Origin of the sequence: Acinetobacter sp. WCHAc060006, from assembly GCF_004209135.1 — a bacterium.
Lineage (GTDB): Bacteria > Pseudomonadota > Gammaproteobacteria > Pseudomonadales > Moraxellaceae > Acinetobacter > Acinetobacter cumulans.
Window position 1 is genome coordinate 63,174 of the sequence record NZ_SGSS01000006.1, and the last position, 22,760, is coordinate 85,933.

Genomic DNA, 22,760 nt, shown 5'->3' on the forward strand with positions numbered 1-22,760 from the left:
GGTCTAGGCTCCGTAATTATTTTGGCTGGGGTGGTGTGGCTGCCGGTGGCACTAAAGGTTCACCTGTCGCACTTAAACCATATTTTGCACCCAACGATTGTAAGATTAAGCTGGCATCAAAGGCATCGTGTGGTGCCGCTTTATTATTTTTAAAGCATTCAATGGTGTAGCTCACTTGTACTGGGTCTAAGCTAACCACTTGAGGCATATCATAAAATGGGTCGGGCCAAAAAGCAGGATGGCGGCGGTAAAAACCCGATGGAGGGTACATTGGACTCGCGTACACCACTGCTTTTCGAGGAGGCTGTTGACTGCGGTTACTTGGGTCATCACTGACTTTAAATAATTGAAAGCCATTTTGTAAGGTGGCTTGAGCGGCTTTCACCAAGGTAATTTCTTCAGCTGTGCCATAGCTCATATTGGGTGTTGCTTGAAAGCTAATACGATAGGTCTGAGCATTCAGTGGCGTGGCACTAAACTGTCCCAATTCTGCAAAGCTTAAGGGTTTTGATGGGGTGGTTGCACAGCCTGATAGACTCAAGGCTGTGGCCAGTGCAAGTGATAAATACCATGTTTTCATGTTGGGGAGCCTAAATGAAAAATAAAAAATGGCCTTCGAGGAGGACGGTTAAAAACTTGAATGAGGTTGGCTTAAAAACTCAATTTCGGTTGCCGTTGAAGGACGATTCAATACGCTATTCCGGTGTGGATAACGTCCAAAACGATCAATAATCACTTTATGCTGTTGGGCAAAATCTAAATTGATGGGATTGGCCAAGTGCTCAAATAAGGCAAGGGATTGTGCTTGAATCAATTTAGATTCGCTGTGCATATACGGTAAATACAAAAATGCGCGTTGTTCAGTGGGTAACTGTTGGTCTAAGCCCTGTTGCACGGCTTCTTGTGCCAAACTCAAGGCCATTGCATCGTGAGCAAAAGCTTGTGCAGACTGACGATATAAATTACGAGAAAATTGATCTAAGACGATAATTTCAGCCAAACGGCCAGAGGCATGCTGGCGCCATGTCCAAAGTTCGGACTGCGTGGCTTGAAGATGAACATTTTTAAAGTTTTTTTCAATAATGGCATCAAACTCATCGCTTTTTGCAAACCAATGCGGTTGGGTCTCTGCACTAAACCAAAAATCTAAAATATCTTGATAATTCATCAGTTTTAATCAGCTTTCGTATTTGTTTGTTAATAAAATCACAAATCTCAAATGTCTTATAGTGCAACTTTGTGATAAAAAAACAATCAAAAATAAAGTCTAGCTTTGCCTCAAAAGCCAGCAGACTGTAACGTGCCACCTAAAAATCAAGTTATACTGCGCTAAATAAATGATTTTCTTTTAGTCGTTCTTCCCTTTAAGCGAGATTGCAATGAGTCAGCCCGAATCGACCTCTCAAAATATTTTACCAAATTGGGTGGACTCTACGCATATACACGGCATGTTACGTGGCATTGAACGTGAAAGTTTACGTATGCAGAGCAATGGTTTTTTATCTCAAGCAGATCATCCCAAAGCACTGGGTTCGGCATTAACACATCCGCATATTACGACCGATTACTCCGAAGCATTGATGGAGTTTATTACACCACCCTTAAGTAGCATTGGTGAAACACTCAATTATTTAAAAGATATTCATGCCGTTGTGCATCAACAATTAGAACATGATGAAAAACTATGGCCTTTATCGATGCCGTGTATGCTTGATGATGCGGAAGAAAGTATTCGTCTTGCACAGTATGGCACCTCAAATGTGGGCCGTTTTAAAACCTTATATCGTCATGGTTTAGGCGTGCGTTACGGTCGCCGTATGCAGACCATTTCAGGGGTGCATTATAATTTATCTTTCCCTGATCATTTGTTTGAAGCCTTACAGGCAAACGAAACAGACGACGCCCTAAAAGCATTGAGTTTGCAAGACTATCGCAGTCATCGTTACTTTGGTTTGATTCGTAACTTTATCCGGTTAACACCTTTGGTGATGTTTTTGGTCGGTGCGAGTCCGTCTGTATGCCAATGCTTTATGACAGGGCGAGAGCATCACTTATTGCCACTGTTAAAAGGTACGCTATTTTTACCGTATGCCACGGCTTTACGTATGGGGCGCTTCGGTTATCAAAATTCAGCACAAAAACAATTGGGCATTCACTATAACAATTTGACTGGTTATTTGGATGGTCTGCAAAAAGCAGTCAAAACGCCGTATGCTCCATTCACTCGTTTGGGCTTAGATGATGAAGCGGGCACGCCAATTCAAATTAATGACCACGTGCTACAAATTGAAAATGAATACTACAGCTTAGTGCGCCCAAAACAGGTGCCAAAAGCAGGTGAAACACCATCGGAAGCATTACTCAACCGTGGTGTAGGTTATGTGGAATTACGCGCAGTGGACGTTAACCCCTATAGCCCAATTGGCATTGATGAAAATACAGCGGGCTTCTTGGAAATCTTGGCATTACATTGCTTATTAAGCGACAGCCCAGATTTGCTTGATGCAGAGCAAGAAGTAATAGAACAAAACCAAGCAGAAGTGGTTAACCGTGGCCGTGCACCCAATGCAACGATTTTGGAGCAAGGGCAGGCTTATCCAATTGAAGATTGGTGTCGTCGTTATTTAAACGAAATGCAGTCCATCGCTGCTTTAATGGACCAAAGTTACAGTACACCACTGTATAGCCAAGCTTTGAACGTTATGCTGTCACGGGTAGACGAAGTCGATGAAACTTTGTCTGCAAAAATGATTGAAGATACAATTGAGCAAGGTGGTACATGGGGCTTTGGTAGCTTTATGGCACAACAGCATGCGAGTATGTATGAGCAACATCAGTTGAGTCCTGAGCGTAAGGCTTATTTTGCAGAAGTGGCAACACAGTCCTTACAAACACTCGCAGTATTAGAGCAAGAAACAGCACCTAATTTCGAACAGTATCTTGCGAATTTTAGATAAATAAAATAGAGGGAACCCCATGCAGTGGAGTTATCGCCTGATCAGTGGCTTATTATTTGTAGCCAGTGTGATTGGCATGAGTTTTGCGCTGTATCTGGAACATGTGCAAGGGCTTGAACCTTGTCCATTATGTGTATTTCAACGGATTGGCCTAATTGGTCTTGGGCTGATTTCGTTGTTGGCATGTTTACATAATCCTGCCTCAAATGTTATGAAACGCATCTATGCCTTCTTGGCTAGCGTATCTATTTTGTGGTCTGTGGGTGTGGCAGCACGGCATGTCTGGCTACAAAATTTACCACCAGATAAAGTGCCAAGTTGTGGGCCTGGATTGGATTATTGGGTTGAAACACTGCCTTTAAAATCTGTGTTTCAGCAGGTATTAACGGGTTCTGGCGAATGTGCCAAAGTGGATTGGACCTTCTTAGGACAGTCTTTACCTGTTTGGTCTGGGATATTTTTTGCAGTGCTGGCCGTGGTGAGCCTTTGGCAATTATGTCGTAGGTATCCTGCTTAACATAACCAAATTTGCATGACGCTGAGCATGCACATCGACACAAAAAAGCCAGCATCAAGCTGGCTTTTTTGTGGCAAAAATATCTTATTTATTTAAGTGAGCGCGATGCCTTCCATGCTCGCCAAGTCCATCATATATTCATGAATTTGATCATAAGCTTGATCTTCTACACTTGGGTAGAACCAGCGAGCTACTTGCTCTGCAACATGCGAGTGATATTGAATTTCAAAGTGATTTAGACCATAGAAAATGGCTTTATGCGCATCTGGTACTTTTAGTTGATAGCGACTATTGGGGTGTTCGCCCAAGGCACTTTTTACGCTGACCAAATAATCGCCAATGACTTTTAAGGTCCGATTTTTACGGTGCTCAAACTCAATGGTTCCAGCCACAAGATAGGTATTAATATGTGAAGGAATCGGTGCAGGTTTACGATTGTCGTCCATCATCCCAATACGTACATCATTGTGTTCCCAATCATCATCACGGACGCTTCCATAGCGTAAATCTAGAATTCCATTACTCCGAATATTCACCACATGGCCGACAATTTTTCCAAGAGGTAAATGCCCAAGCTTATCTTGTATTGCAAAGCCAAAACGTTCTAATACTGCACCGTGGTGTGGAGAGCCCAGACAGACCAAGTTTTCAACGCGGTGAATCCAGTGGTGCATATTTTGTTTGCCATAAAAGAGGGCACTACGAGACACCAATCCGCCCATACTGTGGCCAATCAAATCAATGCTGGTAATATTTGGATTACGTTGTAACAGATCTTCTAAGGTATTGGATAGACTGCGCCCATTGGCAGAAATGCGACGGCCTGTATTGTAGTTCAGGTACAACATGGTGTTGTGATCACGTTGCGCCAAGAGTTTTTCGCCGATGCCACCAAATTTATGATTTGACCAAGACAAATGGTGCATACATAGGCCATGTACAAATAAGGTCACACGGCCACTGAGTTCGCCTTTTTGTAAGCTACCATAATGGTCATACACAGCCATAGGCAGTGCCATAGGGTTTTGATATTTGAGTAAATAATCACCCAGTACGCCATTTAACGCACCGACCAAAATATGCAGACTCGGGGTTAATGGTTTGTCGTGTAGCTTTGGAAATCGCTCGATGACACCACGTAAAATAGGTGCTAATAAATAGTTTCCGTAGTTAAAAAAGCTTTCATAAGTGAATTGATACAGCTTTTTGACATAGGGAATTTTATGGATGCTTTTTGACTTTTGCTCGCTCATCCCAAAAATACTGATTAAAAGCTCACGTTGAATATTTTGGATGAGGTCATGCACGACATCACTAAAACGCATCGTTACCAGCTGTGCCAAGCCTTCGAGGACATCGGCTTGGCTCGGTGGTGTGCGGTCCCATTTACAATAGGTTTCGTGTAGTGGTGTTAAACTCGGCATCTGCGTCATATCCTGTGTCGTTTTATGCGCCGTATATTCGGGCTTTCTTTTATCTAAGCTTCACGGTATAAGTCTTATTGTTTAAGGCTAATGCCTTATTATGAATAATATTTAAAATACCGATGATCGTGTTTCGGCAGCGGATTTATTGTCTAACAAAATGCAGAAACTCACTTTTTAAAATGAGACCTGCATCTCATTTATAAACTTTATTTTGATTAATTTGTATATAATTTTGTGAACAAGCGATGAACATCATTTATTTACACGGCTTTCAAAGCAGTTCAAATTCAATTAAAGGTCAACAATTAAAGCAGTACTGCGCACAATATCGCCCGAACGATGTAGTGCATTTGCCTGATTTAAATATGCATCCGCAGCATGCTTTAGATCTACTGTCTACACAGATTACGAATTTGTCGGATGTAGTCTTGGTCGGAAGTAGTCTGGGGGGCTTTTATGCGACGCAATTGGTCGCGAAGCATGGTATTCCTGCTGTACTGATTAATCCAGCAATGCGACCATGGCATTTGTTTAGAACTTTATTTGCAACAACTACATTGCCTTATGCCGTTACGGCAGATTGGTCCTTGGATGAAGCACAGCTTGATCACTTAGAACACATTTCTGTACCATTTGTGCAAGATGCGAGCAAAATTTTAGTGCTATTACAGCAAGGCGATGAAGTTTTGGATTATCGTGAAGCACAGCGTTATTATAGTGAAGCCTCGCAAGGTGCAATGCTGATGATCGATTGTCATGGCAGTCATGCTATGGACGATTTCGCAGACAAAATACCGGCAGTGCTACAGTTTTTATCGGACAGCATAAAATAAGGAAACCTTACAACGTGTCTCAATATACGGCCCAATCTCTTGAAGTTTTATCTGGTTTAGATCCGGTGCGCCGTCGCCCGGGCATGTATACCGACACAAGTCGTCCAAACCATTTGGCGCAAGAAGTGATTGATAATGCTGTCGATGAAGCACTTGCAGGTCATGCCAATAAAATTACTGTGATTGTTTATAAAGATGGCTCTTTGTCTGTAGAGGACAATGGCCGCGGTATGCCAGTTGATATTCATCCAGAATATGGCCAATCTGGTATTGAGATTATTTTAACCAAACTCCATGCCGGCGGTAAGTTCAGCACAGACAACTATCAATTTTCTGGTGGTTTGCATGGGGTAGGTATTTCGGTGGTGAATGCGCTTTCAACCCGTGTTGAAGTGGAAGTACAGCGCCAAGGCAACCTCTATAAAATGGCCTTTGAGCAAGGCGAAGCGGTTGCACCTTTAGAAGTTTTGGAAGGTAAATGTGCCAAACGTGCAACAGGCACACGGGTACATTTCTGGCCTGAAGCTAAGTATTTTGATTCACCAAAATTTGCTTTAAAAGCCCTAAAACATAATTTAAAAGCCAAAGCGGTGTTAGCTGCGGGCTTAGAAATTAATTATGTTGACCAAATTAACGATGAAAAAATCACTTGGCAGTTTGAAAATGGTCTTGTTGACTATTTGATGGATGAACTGCAAGACCGTGAGATTATTCCAGCGCCAGCTTTTGTCGCAACAGGTGATGCCGAACGTGCCAGTGCTGAATTTGCCATTTGTTGGAATGTTGAAGGTGGCGAGTCGATTCAAGAATCGTATGTGAACTTGATTCCAACGGCGCAGGGCGGTACGCATGTGAACGGTTTGCGTTCAGGTGTAGCAGATGCAATGCGCGAGTTCTGTGAACTACGCAATTTATTGCCTCGTAATCTGAAATTATCTGCGGAAGATGTTTGGGACGGCGTGAACTATATTTTGTCGCTGAAATTCCAAGAACCGCAGTTTTCTGGGCAAACCAAAGAGCGTCTGTCGAGCCGTGAAGCATCTGGCATTGTGCAGAATATTGCCAAAGATGCATTTGCATTGTGGCTGAATCAAAATTCAGAGATTGCAATGCAGTTGGCTGAAATGGCGATTTCGAAAGCAGGCCGTCGTTTAAAAGCTGCCAAAAAAGTTGAGCGTAAAAAGATTGTGGCTGGCCCAACCTTGCCGGGTAAATTGTCTGACTGTGTCGGGCATACGCTCGAAGAATCTGAACTGTTTATTGTGGAAGGTGACTCTGCGGGCGGTTCTGCTAAGCAAGCGCGGGATAAAAACTTCCAAGCGATTATGCCGATTCGCGGGAAAATTTTAAATACGTGGGAAGTTTCTTCAGATGAAGTGCTGGCTTCTCAAGAAGTGCATAACATTGCGATTGCGATTGGTGTAGACCCGGGCTCAGATGATTTGTCTGAACTGCGCTATGGCAAAATTTGCATTTTGGCCGATGCCGATTCCGATGGCTTACACATTGCGACCCTACTGTGTGCTTTATTCGTGAAGCATTTTCCAACCTTGGTGGAAGAAGGGCATTTATTTGTTGCCATGCCTCCTTTGTATCGTATTGATGATAACAAAGACGTGCACTATGCCTTGGATGATGCAGAGTTAGATGGCATTTTGAAAAAATGCAAAACTAAAAATCCGCAAATCACTCGCTTTAAAGGCTTAGGTGAAATGAACGCGAGTCAATTACGTGAAACGACACTTGATCCAAATACCCGTCGTTTGGTGCAATTAGATTTAGATGATAGCCAGTTTACGGCAGGTCTTTTGGATAAGCTTCTTGCGAAAAAACGTGCGCCTGATCGTAAAGATTGGTTAGAGCAAAAAGGCAATTTAGCTGAGTTGACCGTATAATTTAATTTTGTATTTGGCGCAAGTACTGGCTGAGTGCGACTTGAGCCAACTATGTAAAAAAGCCCGCAGATGCGGGCTTTTTTATGTCTAAGCAGTACATAAAATGCGCTGTAGTTGTGCAGCTTTAAAAATGTGATTGTGCACTTTGAGCCATCTTGGAATTTTTTAGTTGTCATGTTGGATACAAGTTTGTATGCAAAAAAATGAGATATTGAGGAAGATGAAACTATCAAAACATAAATTGAATGAGTTTTAATAAATTGAAAAATAATAATAAATTGAATATTGGCTTTAATGTTTTATACATGATTTTGTTGGTTGGCATAGAACTTGAATAATAGCACTTAGCAATAACACATGCGCAGAGCGCGAAAATTATTTGGAGAGTGCGTAGATGTTGGAACAAAAATTATTTTCAAAATCATTATTGGCACTTGCCATGTTGGGCACATTAACTTTAACAGGTTGCTCAAAACCAGCAGAAGAAAAAACACAAGCTGCCAGCTCAGAACCGAAAGCAGCGGCAAGTAATGGCGATACTATTAAGGTCGGAATTTTACATTCATTGTCTGGCACGATGGCGATTTCAGAAACGTCGTTAAAAGACACTGCGCTGATGGCCATTAATGAAATTAATGCCAATGGCGGTGTGATGGGCAAAAAACTTGAGCCTGTGGTGGTTGACCCTGCCTCAAACTGGCCTTTATTTGCAGAAAAAGCTCGTCAGTTAATTACGCAAGATAAAGTTGCAGTAATTTTTGGCTGTTGGACATCCGTTTCGCGTAAATCTGTGTTGCCTGTGGTGGAAGAGCTGAATGGCTTATTGTTTTATCCGGTCCAATATGAAGGCCAAGAGCAATCAAAAAATATTTTCTATACAGGTGCTGCACCTAACCAACAAGCCATTCCTGCTGTGGAATACTTGATGAGCGAAGAGGGCGGTAAAGCGGAGCGTTTTGTTTTACTTGGAACAGACTATGTTTACCCGCGCACCACCAATAAAATTTTGCGTGCATTTTTAAAGTCTAAAGGTGTGGCCGATGCAGACATTATGGAAGAGTACACGCCATTTGGTCATAGCAACTACCAAACTATTGTAGGCAACGTGAAGAAGTTTGCAGCGGGCAAAAAAACGGCTGTGATTTCGACCATCAATGGCGACTCTAATGTGCCGTTTTACCGTGAACTAGGTAACCAAGGTATTAAAGCTTCGGATATTCCAGTCATGGCGTTCTCTGTGGGAGAAGAAGAATTACGTGGCATAGACACTAAGCCTTTGGTTGGGCATTTAGCCGCGTGGAACTATTTCATGTCGGTAAAAAATCCGAAGAACTCGGAATTCATTGGCAAGATGAAGCAGTATGCGGTGGAATATAAACTGCCAAATGCTGACAAAATGGTCACCAACGATCCAATGGAAGCGACTTATGTCGGCATCAATATGTGGAAGCAAGCCGTAGAAAAAGCGGGTACGACTGATGTAGATAAAGTCCGTGAGGCAATGGCGGGTCAAAGCTTTGATGCACCATCGGGCTATAAGCTCGAAATGGATGCCAAAAATCATCACTTACATAAGCCTGTCATGATTGGCCAAATCCGTGCAGACGGACAATTTGATGTGGTCTACAAAACAGCAAAAACAATTCCTGCGGAGCCATGGAGCCCGTACATTCCAAAATAAAAGCACAACTTGCCTGCCATGCCAGTGGCGGGCTTTTCTAAAATTCTAAAGTTCACATCATGCATTTGATCTGCATGCGATCTATAAAAAAAGGGGGGACGTTGATGTTCACTCGCCTACATTTTTTCGCTCTGTTTTTAATCATGAGCCAGTGCTTGTGGCTCAATCTAGCCCATGCCGAATCTTCCGCATCAACCACACTTGCTTCGGCGCAGACCCTTGCTCAGGGTGATGCCATTCAACAATTTGTCAGTGCTGACTTTGCCACACGACGTGCATTGTTAAATCGCTGGCCTGCCAGTATTGAATTGCTAGATCAATTGGCAACCTATGTTGAAAATGATCAGCTATATCGAGATGGCGCAGGACAGACCTATATTTTAGAAGGGCAAGATCAACTGCGCCGTTATGCAGATCAAACGCTTGTGAGCACATGGCCCGCAGATATCTCACAAGTCACTTTGGTCAATACTTTAAGAAAAGCATTAAGTTTTGCGCAAGCACAAAAAAAATTAAGCTCTACCGATGCTACTCAGCGTTTAGAAGCGATTGATATTTTAGAAAATAACTTATCTGAATTAGATGTAAAGCAAATTAATCAGCTGTATTTGGCCGAAAAAAATAACAGTGTGAAAGCACGCCTTGCACAGTTAAAGGCGCGTTTGGATTACCAAAGCCCAGATGTGTTGACGAAAATTCAAGCCGCTAAAGTATTACAAGATTCAAACCGTCCAGATGTATTGGCAATGGTGACAACCGAGCTTGAACAACCCGATTTACATCCAGAATTAAAAGCAACGTTAACGAGCGCCCAAAGCAAGATTAAAACCCGAATTCAGGCCAGTGAATGGACGGGGCATGTGTTTTCAGGGTTGAGTACTGCCAGCATTTTATTATTGGCAGCTTTAGGTCTCGCCATTACTTACGGTTTATTGGGTGTCATTAATATGGCTCATGGTGAGCTGATTATGATTGGCGCGTATACCACTTATGTGGTGCAAAGCCTGTTTAAAACCTATTTAGGAAGCTGGATTGATTGGTACTTAATTGCGGCCATTCCAGCGGCCTTTATGGTGAGTGCGCTGATAGGCATGCTCATTGAGCGTACGGTGATTCGTCCGCTTTACGGTCGTCAGTTAGAAACCTTATTGGCGACTTTTGGGGTCAGTCTGATTTTAATGCAACTGGTGCGTATGATTTTTGGCGCACAAAACGTCGAAGTCTCCAATATTTCATGGCTGTCTGGTGGCATTGCGATGACGCCAAGCTTGATCTTGCCCTATAACCGTATTGCCATTATTGCCTTCACGATCGTTATTCTTTTAGTGCTGGTTTATGTGCTGAATAAAACCCGTTTTGGTCTCTTTGTTCGTGCCGTGACGCAAAACCGTCAAATGGCACGTGCAGTGGGTATTCGTTCAAGCCGTATCGACATGATGGCTTTTGGCTTAGGTTCTGGTTTAGCAGGGCTTGCAGGCTGTGCCTTGGCCCAAGTCGGCAATGTCGGGCCTGACCTCGGGCAAAACTACATTATCGATGCCTTCTTGGTGGTGGTTGTTGGCGGGGTGGGTCAAGTGTGGGGTGCAGTATTGGCCGCGCTTGGTTTAGGAGTGAGTGGCACTGTGCTGGAAATTGGCATGGGTGCAGTACTCGCAAAAATTTTACTGTTGGTGCTTGTGATTTTGTTTATTCAAAAACGTCCACAAGGTTTATTTGCCATCAAAGGACGATTTGTGGAGTAAGCCGATGAAAATCACATCTTTAGTTTCAGATAAACCCACCAGTGCAATCGCGATTAGTGTGTGCTTTGCCATATTACTGATCTTGCCATGGTTACATCTGCTTCCTGCAGATTCAGCGCTGTATTTATCCTCTTATTGGGTCACGTTGATTGGCAAAATTATGTGCTTAGCACTGGTGGCTTTGGCATTGGATTTGGTCTGGGGCTATGCGGGTATTTTAAGTCTGGGTCATGGTCTGTACTTTGCGCTTGGTGGATATGCCTTTGGTATGTACCTCATGCGGGAATCCGCAGGCGATGGCTTACCCGACTTTATGCGCTTTTTAAGCTGGACCGAGTTGCCATGGTATTGGATAGGTACCCAGCATTTATGGTGGGCTTTACTTTTGGTGGTACTGGTTCCTGGACTGGTGGCTTTTATTTTTGGATTCTTTGCTTTCCGTTCAAAAATTAAAGGCGTGTACTTCTCAATTATTACTCAAGCCATGACCTTTGCGGCAGCGCTGTTGTTTTTCCGTAATGAAACAGGCTTTGGGGGCAATAATGGTTTTACGGGCTTTAAAACTCTTTTAGGGATGGACATTAGCTCGGCAGCTATGCGGGCCAGTCTCTGCTTTATCACAGCCTTGGTGTTGTTGCTGTGTTTTGTTGGTTTACGTCATTTAATGAATCAACCCTACGGGCGTGTCTTGGGTGCAATCCGTGACAGCGAAAACCGCTTGCAATATTTAGGCTATCGCACCCTTTGGTACAAGCTTTCCGCATGGGTGCTTTCTGCAGTTATCGCTGGGATTGCGGGTGCTTTGTATGTGCCACAGGCTGGCATTATTAACCCCAGTGAAATGAACCCTGTGAACTCGATTGAAATGGCCGTATGGGTGGCAGCCGGTGGTCGGGGTACGCTGATTGGTCCGATTTTAGGCGCGGGCTTAATCAATGGTCTCAAGACCTATTTTACCGTGGCCTATCCAGAAGCATGGCTCTTGGTGCTCGGTGCATTATTTATTGTGGTCACGATATTTCTACCCAAAGGGGTCATTGGGCTGTTTGATCGTTTTAAAAAGGAGCGTGGTGAATGAGTGATGTAATGCAACCACATGGGGGGCACGCCTCGGAGGGTTATGGTCGCCCCAAAGCCGAAGGTGCAGATTTCAGTCATGGTATTGCGCTGTACTTAGAAAATGTCAGTGTTTGGTTTGATGCCTTCCGCGCTTTAAATGATTTGTCTTTGTATATTCAAGAAGGCGAACTCCGTTGCATTATTGGGCCAAATGGTGCAGGTAAAACGACACTGATGGATGTGATCACAGGCAAAACGCGTCCAACCGAAGGCACAGCGCACTTTGGGCAAACCTATGATTTAGCCAAAATGAGTACAGAAAAAATTGCAGAAGCAGGGATTGGGCGTAAGTTTCAAAAGCCAACCGTATTTGAAAATTTCACCGTCATGGAAAACTTACTGTTGGCTGCCCCCAAAGATAAACGTGTGAAAAAGAGTTTCTTTAGCAAACTTGCGCCTGATGCACAGCTGGCTTTGGAGGAATCTTTGGCACAAATTCGCTTACAAGAATTTGTAAACAAACCTGCAGGTTTGTTGTCACATGGTCAAAAGCAATGGCTGGAGATTGGCATGTTATTGATGCAACGCCCCAAACTGATTTTGCTGGATGAGCCTGTAGCAGGCATGACCGATGCGGAAACAGAGCGTACAGCTGAACTTTGCTTAGAGCTGAAGAAGAACCATACCTTGATCGTGGTTGAACATGACATGAGCTTTATTGACACCATCAGTGAAAAAGTCACCGTGTTGGCACAGGGCGCTATTTTGGCAGAAGGTACATTGGCAGAGGTTCAAGCCAATGAAGATGTAATAGAAAAATATTTAGGACGTTAAGGAGACCGAGATGCTAGAAGTCAAAGACGTCAATCAATTTTATGGTGGCAGTCATATATTACGTGATGTGTCCTTTACTGCGCCTATCGGTGAATGCTCTGTGGTGCTTGGGCGCAATGGTGTGGGTAAAACTACACTACTCAAATGTTTAATGGGGATTCTTCCAATTAAGTCAGGTCAGATCTTATTAGATGGCAAAGACATTTCCAAATTAAGCCCCGAACAGCGGGTGAGAGCAGGCTTGGCCTATGTCCCGCAAGGGCGAGACATTTTCTCGACGCTCACAGTCGAAGAAAACATCTTGATTGGCATGGCCAAGTTTAAGGGGGCAAAAACCCGTAAAGTTCCTGAGCATTTGTATGAAATATTTCCCATCTTAGACGAAATGAAGCACCGTCGAGGTGGTGATTTATCAGGTGGACAGCAACAACAATTGGCGATTGCGCGTGCTTTGGCATCTGAACCAAGAGTACTGATTTTAGATGAACCTACTGAAGGCATTCAGCCCTCGATTATTAAAGATATTGGCCGTGTGATTCGTAAACTGGCCGATGGCGGAGAGATGTCCATTGTTTTAGTTGAGCAATTTTATGACTTTGCTGAAGAGCTTGCCGATGGTTATACCGTTATGGCACGTGGGCAGGTGGTGGCACAAGGCGTGGGGAGTGAAATGTCTGAAAAAGGCATTCGTGATTTGGTGGCAATTTAATGTTTTAAAGAGCCTTCTCTTTTGGGGGGAGGCGACGAGTTTGAGCTCTATTTTTAAAGACTTGGTTGTTCGCTACTCAAAAGCTAAGCAAATCATTCTTGATATTTTAGAAACTCACTATTCACTAGAAAAATACTTTTAATCAATGATTTTAAAAAAAATAAATTGGCTTAGATACAAAAAGTGTGAACATTTTTTATCCAGAAAAGTTAAGCTCAGAGAAATACATAACAAGAAGATAACGAGATGCAAGCAATTTTACTTTTGGTCCATCCGAATGATTTAGAGCGCTTAATACTACAAGCGACTACGCCCCAAGATGTTTTAGATTCTGATTTAATCAAGCAATATGTTTGGTTGGGGAGTGCTTGGGATAGCTTAAACAAAATTTTGAATGCTGAAAATGCACCAAATCAATCATTAGCGTATGTGATTGAGGCGGAGCATCCTTTGTCGGAACGTAATATTGGTCGCGCAGTCCATTACAACACGGTGGTACGCGTTGCAGAAATTCATCAGGTATTGCAAACGATTCATGTCGATTCTGTAAAAACACACTATCAATATTTGGTGACGCAAACCACGCAACAAGCCATTGATCAAGAATTAAACTTAGCTGAATTAAAATTGATTTATTTACAACTGCAAGATTTTTACCGTGAAGCAACACGACAAAATTTGGCCATAATGAGTGTGATTGTTGATGCGATTCATCCACAAAAGCTCATTTAGTCGCGTTCAGCACGCAACTTTTGTTCAGTGGCATTCTAAACTTTGAGTCGTGGCGTTAAATGTTAAGTTGCATTAAAACTAAGTCGCGCCATTGGCCAAACTTTTGTCCGACCTGAGGCATGTAGCCAGTTTGTACAAAGCCCAGTTGTTGGTGTAAAGCAATGGACGCTAGATTAGCATGATCAATACCTGCAACCATGACATGGACTTGATGTGCTTTTGCATGTGCAATTAAGTGTTGCATGAGACGTTTACCCAAGCCTTGGCGGGCATACTGCGGATGAATATAAACGGAGTGTTCTACAGTGTGTCGGTAACCAGCAAAATTACGGAACATCGCATAATCAGCATAGCCTGCGATCTGTTGAGTTTCACTATGCTCAATCACAACAAAGGGATCTTGTTTTTCTTGAAAAGTGAGTAGCTTTTTTTTGAAATCTTCAACGCTATAGATTTGATCATTCCACGTGGCACAACCCGTTGTCACTTCATGATTATAAATAGCCACGATTTCAGCTAAGTCAGTCTCTTGAACTGCACGTATAATAAAAGCCATAATCTATACAGATGATAAAGATAACGATATTGAATGCTTCAAACATAAAAAAAGCAAGGCATATTGCCTTGCTTTTCAATCGTGCATTTCAACTACATTAGAAGTGGTATTTTACCAAAGCACTCACGTTATTTTCGTTGTTGTCTTTCACAGCGTATTTGTTATTCCATACAGAGTGCTCGATACCAAGGTATAAGCGTGTATCTGGAGAAATGTGTTTACCAGCATTCCATTTCCACTGTGTAGTCCAGTTTAATTCGCTTGCATGGCCATTTTTCTCAGCAGTTGACCAATCTAGGAAACCATCAACAAGGAAATCTTCAGAGCCTAATTTGAACGGTACGCCGTAAACAAGCGTTAATTGGTAGTCATCAGGTGTGTTGCCATCGTTGTTTGCACGATACAAGTTCACTTGAGCATATTGGAAATAAGGAATCGCTAAATCGACACCTACACCATATAAGTAGTTGTTAAAATCGCTACCAGGGTAGTTTGCGCTGTTACCTTCCCAAGTACCTGCAAGTAAAATATCTTTAACTGGACCAAGTTCCAATTTTTGACCTGTAACAGCACTAAGGCTTAAACGTGGAGATGCTTCGAAGTAAGTTGCATTACCTGAGTCATTGTGTGTGCGATCAGCAAAAGCAAAAAAGTCACCGTACTTTAACTTTGCAGTATATTCAAAGGTAGCAGTAGATTGCTTGTTGTTGTCACCTGCACCTGGAAATGCATAGTCTTCACCGTATAAGCCAGTGATGCTGAAGTCTTGCCAGATTGGTGCAGCCTGCGCGAAAGCAGCAGCTGAAGCCAAAGTACATGCAGTAACGATTTGTGTAAGTTTCATTTAAAAGTCTCCCCCAAGAAGCAATGAAAGCATACAGATTCTTAAGCAAAAATAAAGCCAAAAATGATCAGACGATCGAATTTAAATTCTATTTGTGGTGTTATTTCACACAATGTTGATATTTATCAAATAATAAAAAACATCATAGTTCAGATAAAAAAATATGTCAGCTGAAGGCCGAGTTGGCGATTATGGCGTTCAATACAGTGCGGAATAGACAGGAATGAAGCAATTTGTAGTAAAAAGTCTTACATTATGTAAGGAATTTTAAAAAATATAAAAATAGCACTTGCAAAAAATCAATTTAGGCACGATATTCGAAGTATAAGAGCACAGTTCTGCAGACATTCAAAGTGTTCATTATTCAATGTGGAGGAATACGTTCCAAACGAAGTTGAAAAATGAATTTGCTGTTTTAAAACAGCATGTTAAAGCGTGCCGAAATAAATAAGTTTTGCACAATTTTAGAATACTGAAAGACTGAAAGACCGAGAAAGTCGAGGATGATATTATGAATATTGAAATCCGTACTGATAAAAACATTCAAAATAGCGATCGTTTAATTACATATATACGTGCAGAACTCAATCAAGAATTTCAACGTCATAGTGAACGAATTACGCATTTTTCGGTGCATTTAAGTGATGAAAATGGGGATAAAGGTGGCGACGACGACATCAAGTGTATGATCGAAGCGCGCCCAGCAGGTTTGAAACCTGTCGTCGTACATCATCGAGCGCATAATGTAGATACTGCAGTTCATGGCGCCATTGATCGACTAAAACGCAGTTTAGAACATCTGTTTGAGAAAAAAGAAAATCCGCGTAGTACACAGCCAGAATTGGCGGATGCAGATGAAGCTGGTGAAGAAGCATTTGATTAAAATGACTTTATGATTAAAAAAGCCCTTCGGGGCTTTTTTTGTGCATATCAAGTTATGCAAATTAATGACAGTGAATAATTTAAATTTGTTTTACATTTAGCTCAAACAAGAGAGCGTTTATTCGGCATAATAGACAAAAATGAATTGAAGTGAGCTTTCTAAATGTTAAATGCCCAACAGCAAGTTTTTGTACAAGCTTTAGAGGAATTAGATCTTGAGCAAGTAAAGCGACTTTTAGCGGAAGGTCTCAATCCAAACTTTATTGACCTTGAAAAAGGCCCTGCAATTTCAGTGTGGTCAGATGGTCTATTTAAATGGTGGGAAACTGTATCTGAAGCGTATGAAGCAGGTCAGCCTTTAGCAGAAGAAGAAAAACAGCAGTTGTTGGCAGTTCATCTTGATATTTTGGAAGCGTTGATTCAAGCGAAGGCAAATGTACACCTTTGGGATGCAGAAGAAATTTATGGCCCGTTATGGGATGCTGCAAGTGCAGCCTGCACACCTGCGGTGCAACGTTTATTGGATGAAAAAGTTAATCCAAATACTAAAGACAGTGACGATTTAACAATTCTGTCTTCAATTAGTGAATTATTTTTTGATTGTGATTTCGATGAAATCAATTGGGATGAAGCATTGGCAGAAGAAAAGCAAACTTTAGAATTATTGCGTAAGCATGGCGCAAAAATGACGAAGGAATTGGCTTAATCTATACCTAATCGGGATAAAGAGACTAGATATGAAAATAATCAAAACATTATCGTTTTTAGCCGTGGCTGTGGGCTGTACTAGCCATGCAATGGCTGCTGATTTTTCCTTTGACCGCCCTGGTGCGGGCTTTGGTACGGGGATTACACCGGTTGGAAAACTCGCGTGGGAGCAAGGTTTACCTTCGGCAAGCTATAGTGAAGCGCGTGTTGATGGCCAAAAAGTGAAAACCACAACTTTAAATGCCGACATGTTATTCCGTACTGGTTTAGCTGAAGACTTAGAATTACAGTTAGGTTGGCAGGGGCCAGCTTGGTCTCAAACCAAAGCTGCTGGTCGTCGTATTGAAGAACATGGCTTAGGTGATGTCAGCATTGGCTTGAAAAAAGCCATTGATCTGAATGATGACAAACTCAGTATGGCAGTTTTGGCTGAAGCGATTTTAGCTACAGGCAATGATGAGTTTTCGAATGGTGATGATATTTATAGTCTGAGCTCAGCTGTAGCTTATGATTATAACGATCTGATCAGCACTTCTTTAACCATGCGCTATGAAGTTCAAAATAGCGATTGGGCTGTTTCTGCTGTGCCAACAATTGAATATAAAATTTCAGGCAATTTATCGGGCTTTTCTGAATTTGTCTTCCGTAAAGCAGAAAGTGAAGAGAAAGAATATACCTTGGGTACAGGTTTAATTTATGCAGTCAATGATCGCCTTCAACTCGATGCCAGTGTTGGTGTGGATTTGAATGGTGCTTACAAAGGTTATCAGTCTGGCTTAGGCGTTTCGTACTTATTTTAAGAGCGTTAACCTAATATCAAAATCTTATAATCAGCAGAGTCCAGTTGCATGAAAATTTTGGCTTATGGGTGCGTAGCCATCGCATTAAGTTTAACTTCAGTGACAGGATCAGCAGCGCCAGCGCTGCTGTCTGCTGAACAAGCTTTTCCGATACAAATCAGTTCTACCCAAGACAACGAAGCCGAAATTCGTTGGACCATTCCAGAACATTATTATCTTTATCAGCACAAAATAGAGGTGAAACACGGCCAACAGGCTGTGCCTTTAACATTGCCTCCAGCTCAACAGTTGCATGATGACAACTATGGCAATGTGCAAGTCTATTTTGAGCAGTTACAACTGCATGTACCGACACAAGCTTCTACCGAATATCAAGTGACTTGGCAAGGCTGTGCCCAAGATCGAGTGTGCTATCCACCGCAAAGTATTGACTTTCGTACCGATGAATCAGGGTTGGTTAGTGTTCAAAATCAAAGTGTAGCGCCTAAGCGGATTTTAGATTTAGCTCCGAGTAATGCTTCTATAGCAGAACAGAATCTGGCCACAAACTCGACAGAAGGAGCGTTGGATTCATCATCTACATCCTCCGCTGTGCAACTTTCAAACCGTGCTCAAGATCAGCAATGGTCAGATATCTTGGCACAAAGTTCGTGGGGCTATGGCTTAGTGCTGTTTTTTGGCCTCGGATGCCTGTTGGCTTTTACGCCTTGTTCATTGCCTATGCTCCCTATTTTGACCTCATTAATTGTTCGTGATAGCAAGGGTTTAAAGGCTTGGATGATTGCACTGACTTTTGTTTGCAGTATGGCGATGGTCTATGCGGGCTTAGGTTTGATCGCTTCATCAGCTGGATTAAGCTTTCAACGCTGGTTGCAACAGCCTTCGACCTTAATTGCCTTTAGTTTGTTGTTTGTACTGTTTGCGCTCAACCTTTTTGGTTTGTTTGAATTAAAGCTACCCCAAGGCTTAATGAACCGTTTGGATCGTGTGCAATCCATGCAACGTGGTGGTAGTTTGCTGGGCGCTGGTGTGATGGGAATGATTTCCGCGCTATTGGTTGGTCCATGTATGACTGCTCCATTGGCAGGGGCATTGCTGTTTATTTCTCAAACCCAAAGTCAGTGGCAGGGTGCATTGCTCCTGTTTGCGCTTGGTTTTGGGATGGGAACGCCTTTACTCCTTGCGAGTGTACTGGGTTCGCGTATTTTGCCTCAGGCGGGTTTATGGATGAACCAAGTCAAGGTGCTCTTTGCTTTTCTCATGTTGGGTCTGGCCTTGTATTTTGTGCGTCCATTAATGGGCGATGCATGGATGCAATGGCTTTCTTTGGCATTGGGGCTCAGCTTTGTGGCCTATGTGCTATGGCATATTTTTAAGCGCAACAGTCAATTGAAATGGCTCTATATTGTGGTGTTGTGTCTCGCAGTACCCTATTTATTGTATAGCCAATATCAACAAAGCCAGCGCTTTTTAGTGGCAAGCTCGAACCAAGACTTGCAATGGCATCGTGCCCAAACCAGTACTGAATTTGAGCAACTGTTAAAGCAGATTCCAGCAGGCCAAAAAGCCGTGATTGATGTTTATGCCGATTGGTGTGTGGCTTGTCAGCCAATTGAGCATCGGATTTTAAAATCAGAGACTGTTCAGCAGGCATTGGCACCCTATTATCTGATTAAACTGGATTTGAGCCATTATGATGCAGGCCATCAGGCGCTGTTAAATGAATGGGATATTTTGGGCCCACCGACCTATTTATTTTTAGATCATACACATCAGGAAGTACGAGGCCTACGTTTGACAGGCGCATTTACTGAGGCTGAATTATTGCGTCAGCTCAAGGATTTTGAGGGTGTAGGCAAAAAATAGGGAGAGTCAGCATGCACTTATATATCGGCAATAAAAACCTATCGAGCTGGTCAATGCGGGTATGGTTGGTCTGTACTGCTTTTGATTTGCCTTTTGAAGAAGTACTGGTACGCTTTTCGACGCCAGATCAAGCGGAAAACACATTTGCGCAGACCATGCAAAGCCTCCATTCGAATGGAAAGGTGCCTGCTTTGGTGCATGATGATCATGTCATTTGGGATTCGCTGGCCATTTGTGAATATTTGGCAGAACTATTTCCAGCTAAACATCTTTGGCCTGAAGATCGTATGTTGAGAGCACGTGCGCGTTGCATCAGTGCAGAAATGCACAGCAGTTTTACATCCTTACGCAACCATTGTCCCATGAATATCACTGCAAATTTGGCTCAACAAGGCCAAGTTTTATGGTCATCCTATTCTGATTTACGTCAAGATGTAGCGCGTATTGAGCAGATATGGGCTGAACGTCCACAGCCAGAGGGCTTTTTATGTGGTCATTTTTCAATTGCTGATGCCTTTTATGCACCTGTGGTGAGTCGTTTAATCAGCTATCAATTCGCTGTTCATCCGGGCTCACAGCAGTATATGCATACAATGCTGGCTCATCCTGCAGTGCGCTTATGGATACAGGGGGCTAGGGCGGAAATTGTCGCTTAAAGTGGTGCTGTGGCGGTGTCGGGTTGTGCTTTGAGCGTAAACGTTTTTACTCGGTTACGACCACTGGCTTTGGCTTCATACAGTGCTTTATCGGCTTGACTCAATAACTGCTGTGGGCGCAGTTCTGCATGTGAAATTGCAATGCCAAAGCTGGCGGTCACATGAATCTTTTCACCATCATCGCTGTAAATCTCAAGTGCTTGTATTGCGCTACGACAACGTTCGGCGGCTTGCGTGGCTTGTTCGAGATTAGATTTATGTAAAATTAAAATGAATTCTTCTCCACCAAAACGTCCGACCACATCACTATCACGTAAGTGCATATTGAGCACTTCAGCGACACGAACTAAGGTTTCATCACCTTTGTGATGGCCATAATCATCATTAATAAACTTAAAGTGATCGAGGTCTAAAAGTACCAAAGCATAGTTTTGTTCATGCTCTTGCACAATTTGATCGAGACACTGATTGATTTGGCGTCGATTAAATAAATTGGTGAGTGGGTCGATTTGGCTCAGCTTTTTAATCAGACGTTCGCGGTAACGCCACTGACTCAATAAAATCTCAAATAAAACCAAGCATGTAATAAGAATGGGGGCAATGAAAAAGGCCATCGAAATGAGCCAAAAGTCATTGTTAAAATAATAACTTGTGATGTGAAAAACCGGCGAGTAGGGGATATAGCCCCATTGGCTTAAGAACATACATCCCGTTAAATACGCCGTTGCAGGAAGAAACGCACTATATACAATGGCGCGTGGAAACAGAACTAAACCAACAGTCACCAAGCTCACATAGGCTGTCATCGTTGCAGGGCTGAGTACACCTACTACATAGCCATCACGGCATAATGAAACCACAAACAGACCGACTGAAATATAAGGCAGAACGACTTGGGCCCATCGCCTATCTTTCCATGCATAACAGGGATAGATGAGTAACAACATTAGAACTAAAAAAACAACATTAAGGCCCAGTTGAAATTTTAATAAAGGTAAGTCGACCCATTGCCAAAGATTGGGCATGAGTAGGACAGAGACTTTCCAAATGATCCAAGTCACATGAACAGCAGCACCTAAAATCAGCATTAAAATACATTTTTTTAATATATTCCAATTCATGATTGCTTCATTTTCAATCAAGAATTTGGTGATTCTATGCTTGTCTAATACCTCTTGCGGAGGCGAATTTTTATTCATTATTTACAACAGGCCTGTATTCGGTCTATTAAAATTTTTCTTTGAGTTTATGTAGATAGATATACATATTATTAACATAACACATAACTCGTCGAACATCTAATAACCAATTTTTAACCTTTAGTCGAAAGTGAGTGTAAAATTTAGCCAAAATATTTGTTCTATTTTTAAGACATAGTGTCTTAAATTAAAGGATTATTCTATAAACGTTTATGAATTAAACTTGTTTTAATTTAGAACATAATCGTTATAGGTAGCCACGTGAAAGTTTTACATATCGATTCAAGTATTATGGGTGATGCTTCAGTTTCTCGTCAGTTAAGCCAAGCGATCGTAGCGCAGTTAACTCAGAAATATCCGACTGCTCAAGTACAACATTTAGATTTGGTTGCGACACCAATTCCACATTTAAGTGCTGATATTTTAATGGGGAAAAATGAAGAACAAAGCGCATTAGGTGAACAACTCGTACAACAATATTTGGATGCAGATATCGTGGTGGTTGGTGCGGCAATGTATAACTTTGGCGTATCGTCGACGTTAAAAGCATGGATTGACCGTATTAGTGTTGCAGGCCGAACATTTAAATACACAGAAAATGGTCCTGTTGGTTTGGCAGGGGATAAAAAAGTGTATATCGCGAGTAGTCGTGGTGGCATCTATGGTGAAAACAGCCCAGTGGACTTCCAAGAAAGTTTGCTTAAAACGGTCTTCACTTTTACAGGTGTTTCTGATGTTGAAGTGATTCGTGCAGAAGGTGTTAATATGGGTGCAGAGCCGAAAGAACAGGCGATGACCAATGCTTTTGAAGCGATTCGTAGCATTTCATAATGTATTGAGGCTGTAAGCTGGACAGATTTCTC

At 42.3% G+C, this 22,760-nt stretch carries 22 protein-coding genes; 16 read left to right on the forward strand and 6 right to left on the reverse strand.

Translation table 11 applies throughout. From position 1 onward, the window contains the following. Nucleotides 1–16 precede the first annotated feature (16 nt). Both EXE29_RS05320 and EXE29_RS05325 read right to left on the reverse strand, forming a co-directional pair. The gene (locus EXE29_RS05320) at nt 17–580 is read right to left on the reverse strand and encodes a CC0125/CC1285 family lipoprotein (RefSeq protein ID WP_106984162.1); all 564 of its coding nucleotides are present in this window, start codon (nt 578–580) and stop codon (nt 17–19) included. A gap of 48 nt (nt 581–628) precedes the next feature. After that, complete coding sequence (locus EXE29_RS05325; protein ID WP_120364105.1) at nt 629–1,168, reverse strand: DUF924 family protein; 540 nt, start codon at nt 1,166–1,168, stop codon at nt 629–631. Nucleotides 1,169–1,379: 211 nt separating this feature from the next. On the opposite strand from EXE29_RS05325, the gene gshA reads away from it, so the two are divergent. Then, nucleotides 1,380–2,957 carry a glutamate--cysteine ligase gene (gshA, locus tag EXE29_RS05330; protein ID WP_120364104.1) on the forward strand — a complete coding sequence of 526 codons (1,578 nt, stop codon included), beginning with the start codon at nt 1,380–1,382 and terminating at the stop codon, nt 2,955–2,957. Nucleotides 2,958–2,976: 19 nt separating this feature from the next. Next, nucleotides 2,977–3,474: a disulfide bond formation protein B gene (locus EXE29_RS05335; protein ID WP_117006559.1), complete on the forward strand. Its 498-nt coding sequence runs from the start codon at nt 2,977–2,979 to the stop codon at nt 3,472–3,474. A 92-nt stretch (nt 3,475–3,566) separates the two neighbouring features. On the opposite strand, the gene EXE29_RS05340 is transcribed toward EXE29_RS05335, so the two are convergent. Then, a complete protein-coding gene (locus tag EXE29_RS05340; protein WP_120364103.1) occupies nt 3,567–4,898 on the reverse strand; it encodes a PGAP1-like alpha/beta domain-containing protein in 1,332 nt (443 codons plus the stop codon). A gap of 248 nt (nt 4,899–5,146) precedes the next feature. Between EXE29_RS05340 and EXE29_RS05345 the strand changes: the two genes are divergently transcribed. The 8 genes from EXE29_RS05345 (at nt 5,147) to EXE29_RS05380 (ending at nt 14,386) form a co-directional block, all read left to right on the forward strand. Next, nucleotides 5,147–5,734 (forward strand): YqiA/YcfP family alpha/beta fold hydrolase, encoded by a 588-nt coding sequence (locus EXE29_RS05345; protein ID WP_120364102.1) that lies wholly within the window; start codon nt 5,147–5,149, stop codon nt 5,732–5,734. Nucleotides 5,735–5,748: 14 nt separating this feature from the next. Then, the gene (gene parE / locus EXE29_RS05350) at nt 5,749–7,629 is read left to right on the forward strand and encodes a DNA topoisomerase IV subunit B (RefSeq protein WP_120364101.1); all 1,881 of its coding nucleotides are present in this window, start codon (nt 5,749–5,751) and stop codon (nt 7,627–7,629) included. A gap of 394 nt (nt 7,630–8,023) precedes the next feature. Further along, nucleotides 8,024–9,310, forward strand: coding sequence for an urea ABC transporter substrate-binding protein (gene urtA / locus EXE29_RS05355; RefSeq protein WP_120364100.1), 1,287 nt, complete (start codon nt 8,024–8,026; stop codon nt 9,308–9,310). A 104-nt stretch (nt 9,311–9,414) separates the two neighbouring features. Continuing rightward, nucleotides 9,415–11,052 carry an urea ABC transporter permease subunit UrtB gene (urtB, locus tag EXE29_RS05360; RefSeq protein ID WP_120364099.1) on the forward strand — a complete coding sequence of 546 codons (1,638 nt, stop codon included), beginning with the start codon at nt 9,415–9,417 and terminating at the stop codon, nt 11,050–11,052. A 4-nt stretch (nt 11,053–11,056) separates the two neighbouring features. Continuing rightward, nucleotides 11,057–12,130: an urea ABC transporter permease subunit UrtC gene (gene urtC / locus EXE29_RS05365; protein WP_106984171.1), complete on the forward strand. Its 1,074-nt coding sequence runs from the start codon at nt 11,057–11,059 to the stop codon at nt 12,128–12,130. Next, on the forward strand, nt 12,127–12,945 hold the full coding sequence (urtD, locus tag EXE29_RS05370) for an urea ABC transporter ATP-binding protein UrtD (protein WP_120364098.1): 819 nt from the start codon (nt 12,127–12,129) through the stop codon (nt 12,943–12,945). Before urtC ends, urtD begins: the two co-directional genes overlap by 4 nt. 10 nt (nt 12,946–12,955) lie before the next feature. Next, nucleotides 12,956–13,654, forward strand: coding sequence for an urea ABC transporter ATP-binding subunit UrtE (gene urtE / locus EXE29_RS05375; RefSeq protein ID WP_120364097.1), 699 nt, complete (start codon nt 12,956–12,958; stop codon nt 13,652–13,654). A 246-nt stretch (nt 13,655–13,900) separates the two neighbouring features. Continuing rightward, complete coding sequence (locus tag EXE29_RS05380; RefSeq protein ID WP_120364096.1) at nt 13,901–14,386, forward strand: DUF1877 family protein; 486 nt, start codon at nt 13,901–13,903, stop codon at nt 14,384–14,386. A 55-nt stretch (nt 14,387–14,441) separates the two neighbouring features. Here EXE29_RS05380 and EXE29_RS05385 read toward each other — a convergent pair whose 3' ends face one another. Further along, nucleotides 14,442–14,942 carry a GNAT family N-acetyltransferase gene (locus EXE29_RS05385; RefSeq protein WP_120364095.1) on the reverse strand — a complete coding sequence of 167 codons (501 nt, stop codon included), beginning with the start codon at nt 14,940–14,942 and terminating at the stop codon, nt 14,442–14,444. A 97-nt stretch (nt 14,943–15,039) separates the two neighbouring features. Next, nucleotides 15,040–15,786 carry an outer membrane protein OmpK gene (locus EXE29_RS05390; protein WP_120364094.1) on the reverse strand — a complete coding sequence of 249 codons (747 nt, stop codon included), beginning with the start codon at nt 15,784–15,786 and terminating at the stop codon, nt 15,040–15,042. A 511-nt stretch (nt 15,787–16,297) separates the two neighbouring features. On the opposite strand from EXE29_RS05390, the gene EXE29_RS05395 reads away from it, so the two are divergent. From EXE29_RS05395 to EXE29_RS05415, 5 genes are all read left to right on the forward strand, one after another. After that, nucleotides 16,298–16,669: an HPF/RaiA family ribosome-associated protein gene (locus tag EXE29_RS05395; RefSeq protein WP_106984177.1), complete on the forward strand. Its 372-nt coding sequence runs from the start codon at nt 16,298–16,300 to the stop codon at nt 16,667–16,669. Nucleotides 16,670–16,831: 162 nt separating this feature from the next. Beyond that, nucleotides 16,832–17,374: an ankyrin repeat domain-containing protein gene (locus tag EXE29_RS05400; RefSeq protein WP_120364093.1), complete on the forward strand. Its 543-nt coding sequence runs from the start codon at nt 16,832–16,834 to the stop codon at nt 17,372–17,374. Between the two features lie 91 nt (nt 17,375–17,465). After that, on the forward strand, nt 17,466–18,176 hold the full coding sequence (locus EXE29_RS05405; protein ID WP_228198715.1) for a transporter: 711 nt from the start codon (nt 17,466–17,468) through the stop codon (nt 18,174–18,176). A gap of 48 nt (nt 18,177–18,224) precedes the next feature. Then, nucleotides 18,225–20,042: a protein-disulfide reductase DsbD gene (gene dsbD / locus EXE29_RS05410; RefSeq protein ID WP_120364091.1), complete on the forward strand. Its 1,818-nt coding sequence runs from the start codon at nt 18,225–18,227 to the stop codon at nt 20,040–20,042. Between the two features lie 11 nt (nt 20,043–20,053). Further along, nucleotides 20,054–20,698, forward strand: coding sequence for a glutathione S-transferase family protein (locus tag EXE29_RS05415; RefSeq protein WP_120364090.1), 645 nt, complete (start codon nt 20,054–20,056; stop codon nt 20,696–20,698). Here the strand turns inward: EXE29_RS05415 and EXE29_RS05420 are convergent. Continuing rightward, nucleotides 20,695–21,897 carry a GGDEF domain-containing protein gene (locus tag EXE29_RS05420; RefSeq protein ID WP_117006568.1) on the reverse strand — a complete coding sequence of 401 codons (1,203 nt, stop codon included), beginning with the start codon at nt 21,895–21,897 and terminating at the stop codon, nt 20,695–20,697. The two genes, EXE29_RS05415 and EXE29_RS05420, sit on opposite strands and share 4 nt — an antisense overlap. A gap of 261 nt (nt 21,898–22,158) precedes the next feature. Between EXE29_RS05420 and EXE29_RS05425 the strand changes: the two genes are divergently transcribed. After that, the gene (locus EXE29_RS05425) at nt 22,159–22,728 is read left to right on the forward strand and encodes an FMN-dependent NADH-azoreductase (RefSeq protein WP_120364089.1); all 570 of its coding nucleotides are present in this window, start codon (nt 22,159–22,161) and stop codon (nt 22,726–22,728) included. The last annotated feature ends 32 nt before the right edge of the window (nt 22,729–22,760 follow it).

Coding starts and splice junctions, on each gene's coding strand:
- EXE29_RS05320 (WP_106984162.1), bottom strand. CDS start 580: ATGAAAACATGGTATTTATCACTTGCACTGGCCACAGCCTTGAGTCTA.
- EXE29_RS05325 (WP_120364105.1), bottom strand. CDS start 1,168: ATGAATTATCAAGATATTTTAGATTTTTGGTTTAGTGCAGAGACCCAA.
- gshA (WP_120364104.1), top strand. CDS start 1,380: ATGAGTCAGCCCGAATCGACCTCTCAAAATATTTTACCAAATTGGGTG.
- EXE29_RS05335 (WP_117006559.1), top strand. CDS start 2,977: ATGCAGTGGAGTTATCGCCTGATCAGTGGCTTATTATTTGTAGCCAGT.
- EXE29_RS05340 (WP_120364103.1), bottom strand. CDS start 4,898: ATGCCGAGTTTAACACCACTACACGAAACCTATTGTAAATGGGACCGC.
- EXE29_RS05345 (WP_120364102.1), top strand. CDS start 5,147: ATGAACATCATTTATTTACACGGCTTTCAAAGCAGTTCAAATTCAATT.
- urtA (WP_120364100.1), top strand. CDS start 8,024: ATGTTGGAACAAAAATTATTTTCAAAATCATTATTGGCACTTGCCATG.
- urtB (WP_120364099.1), top strand. CDS start 9,415: ATGTTCACTCGCCTACATTTTTTCGCTCTGTTTTTAATCATGAGCCAG.
- urtC (WP_106984171.1), top strand. CDS start 11,057: ATGAAAATCACATCTTTAGTTTCAGATAAACCCACCAGTGCAATCGCG.
- urtD (WP_120364098.1), top strand. CDS start 12,127: ATGAGTGATGTAATGCAACCACATGGGGGGCACGCCTCGGAGGGTTAT.
- urtE (WP_120364097.1), top strand. CDS start 12,956: ATGCTAGAAGTCAAAGACGTCAATCAATTTTATGGTGGCAGTCATATA.
- EXE29_RS05380 (WP_120364096.1), top strand. CDS start 13,901: ATGCAAGCAATTTTACTTTTGGTCCATCCGAATGATTTAGAGCGCTTA.
- EXE29_RS05385 (WP_120364095.1), bottom strand. CDS start 14,942: ATGGCTTTTATTATACGTGCAGTTCAAGAGACTGACTTAGCTGAAATC.
- EXE29_RS05390 (WP_120364094.1), bottom strand. CDS start 15,786: ATGAAACTTACACAAATCGTTACTGCATGTACTTTGGCTTCAGCTGCT.
- EXE29_RS05395 (WP_106984177.1), top strand. CDS start 16,298: ATGAATATTGAAATCCGTACTGATAAAAACATTCAAAATAGCGATCGT.
- EXE29_RS05400 (WP_120364093.1), top strand. CDS start 16,832: ATGTTAAATGCCCAACAGCAAGTTTTTGTACAAGCTTTAGAGGAATTA.
- EXE29_RS05405 (WP_228198715.1), top strand. CDS start 17,466: ATGGCTGCTGATTTTTCCTTTGACCGCCCTGGTGCGGGCTTTGGTACG.
- dsbD (WP_120364091.1), top strand. CDS start 18,225: ATGAAAATTTTGGCTTATGGGTGCGTAGCCATCGCATTAAGTTTAACT.
- EXE29_RS05415 (WP_120364090.1), top strand. CDS start 20,054: ATGCACTTATATATCGGCAATAAAAACCTATCGAGCTGGTCAATGCGG.
- EXE29_RS05420 (WP_117006568.1), bottom strand. CDS start 21,897: ATGAATAAAAATTCGCCTCCGCAAGAGGTATTAGACAAGCATAGAATC.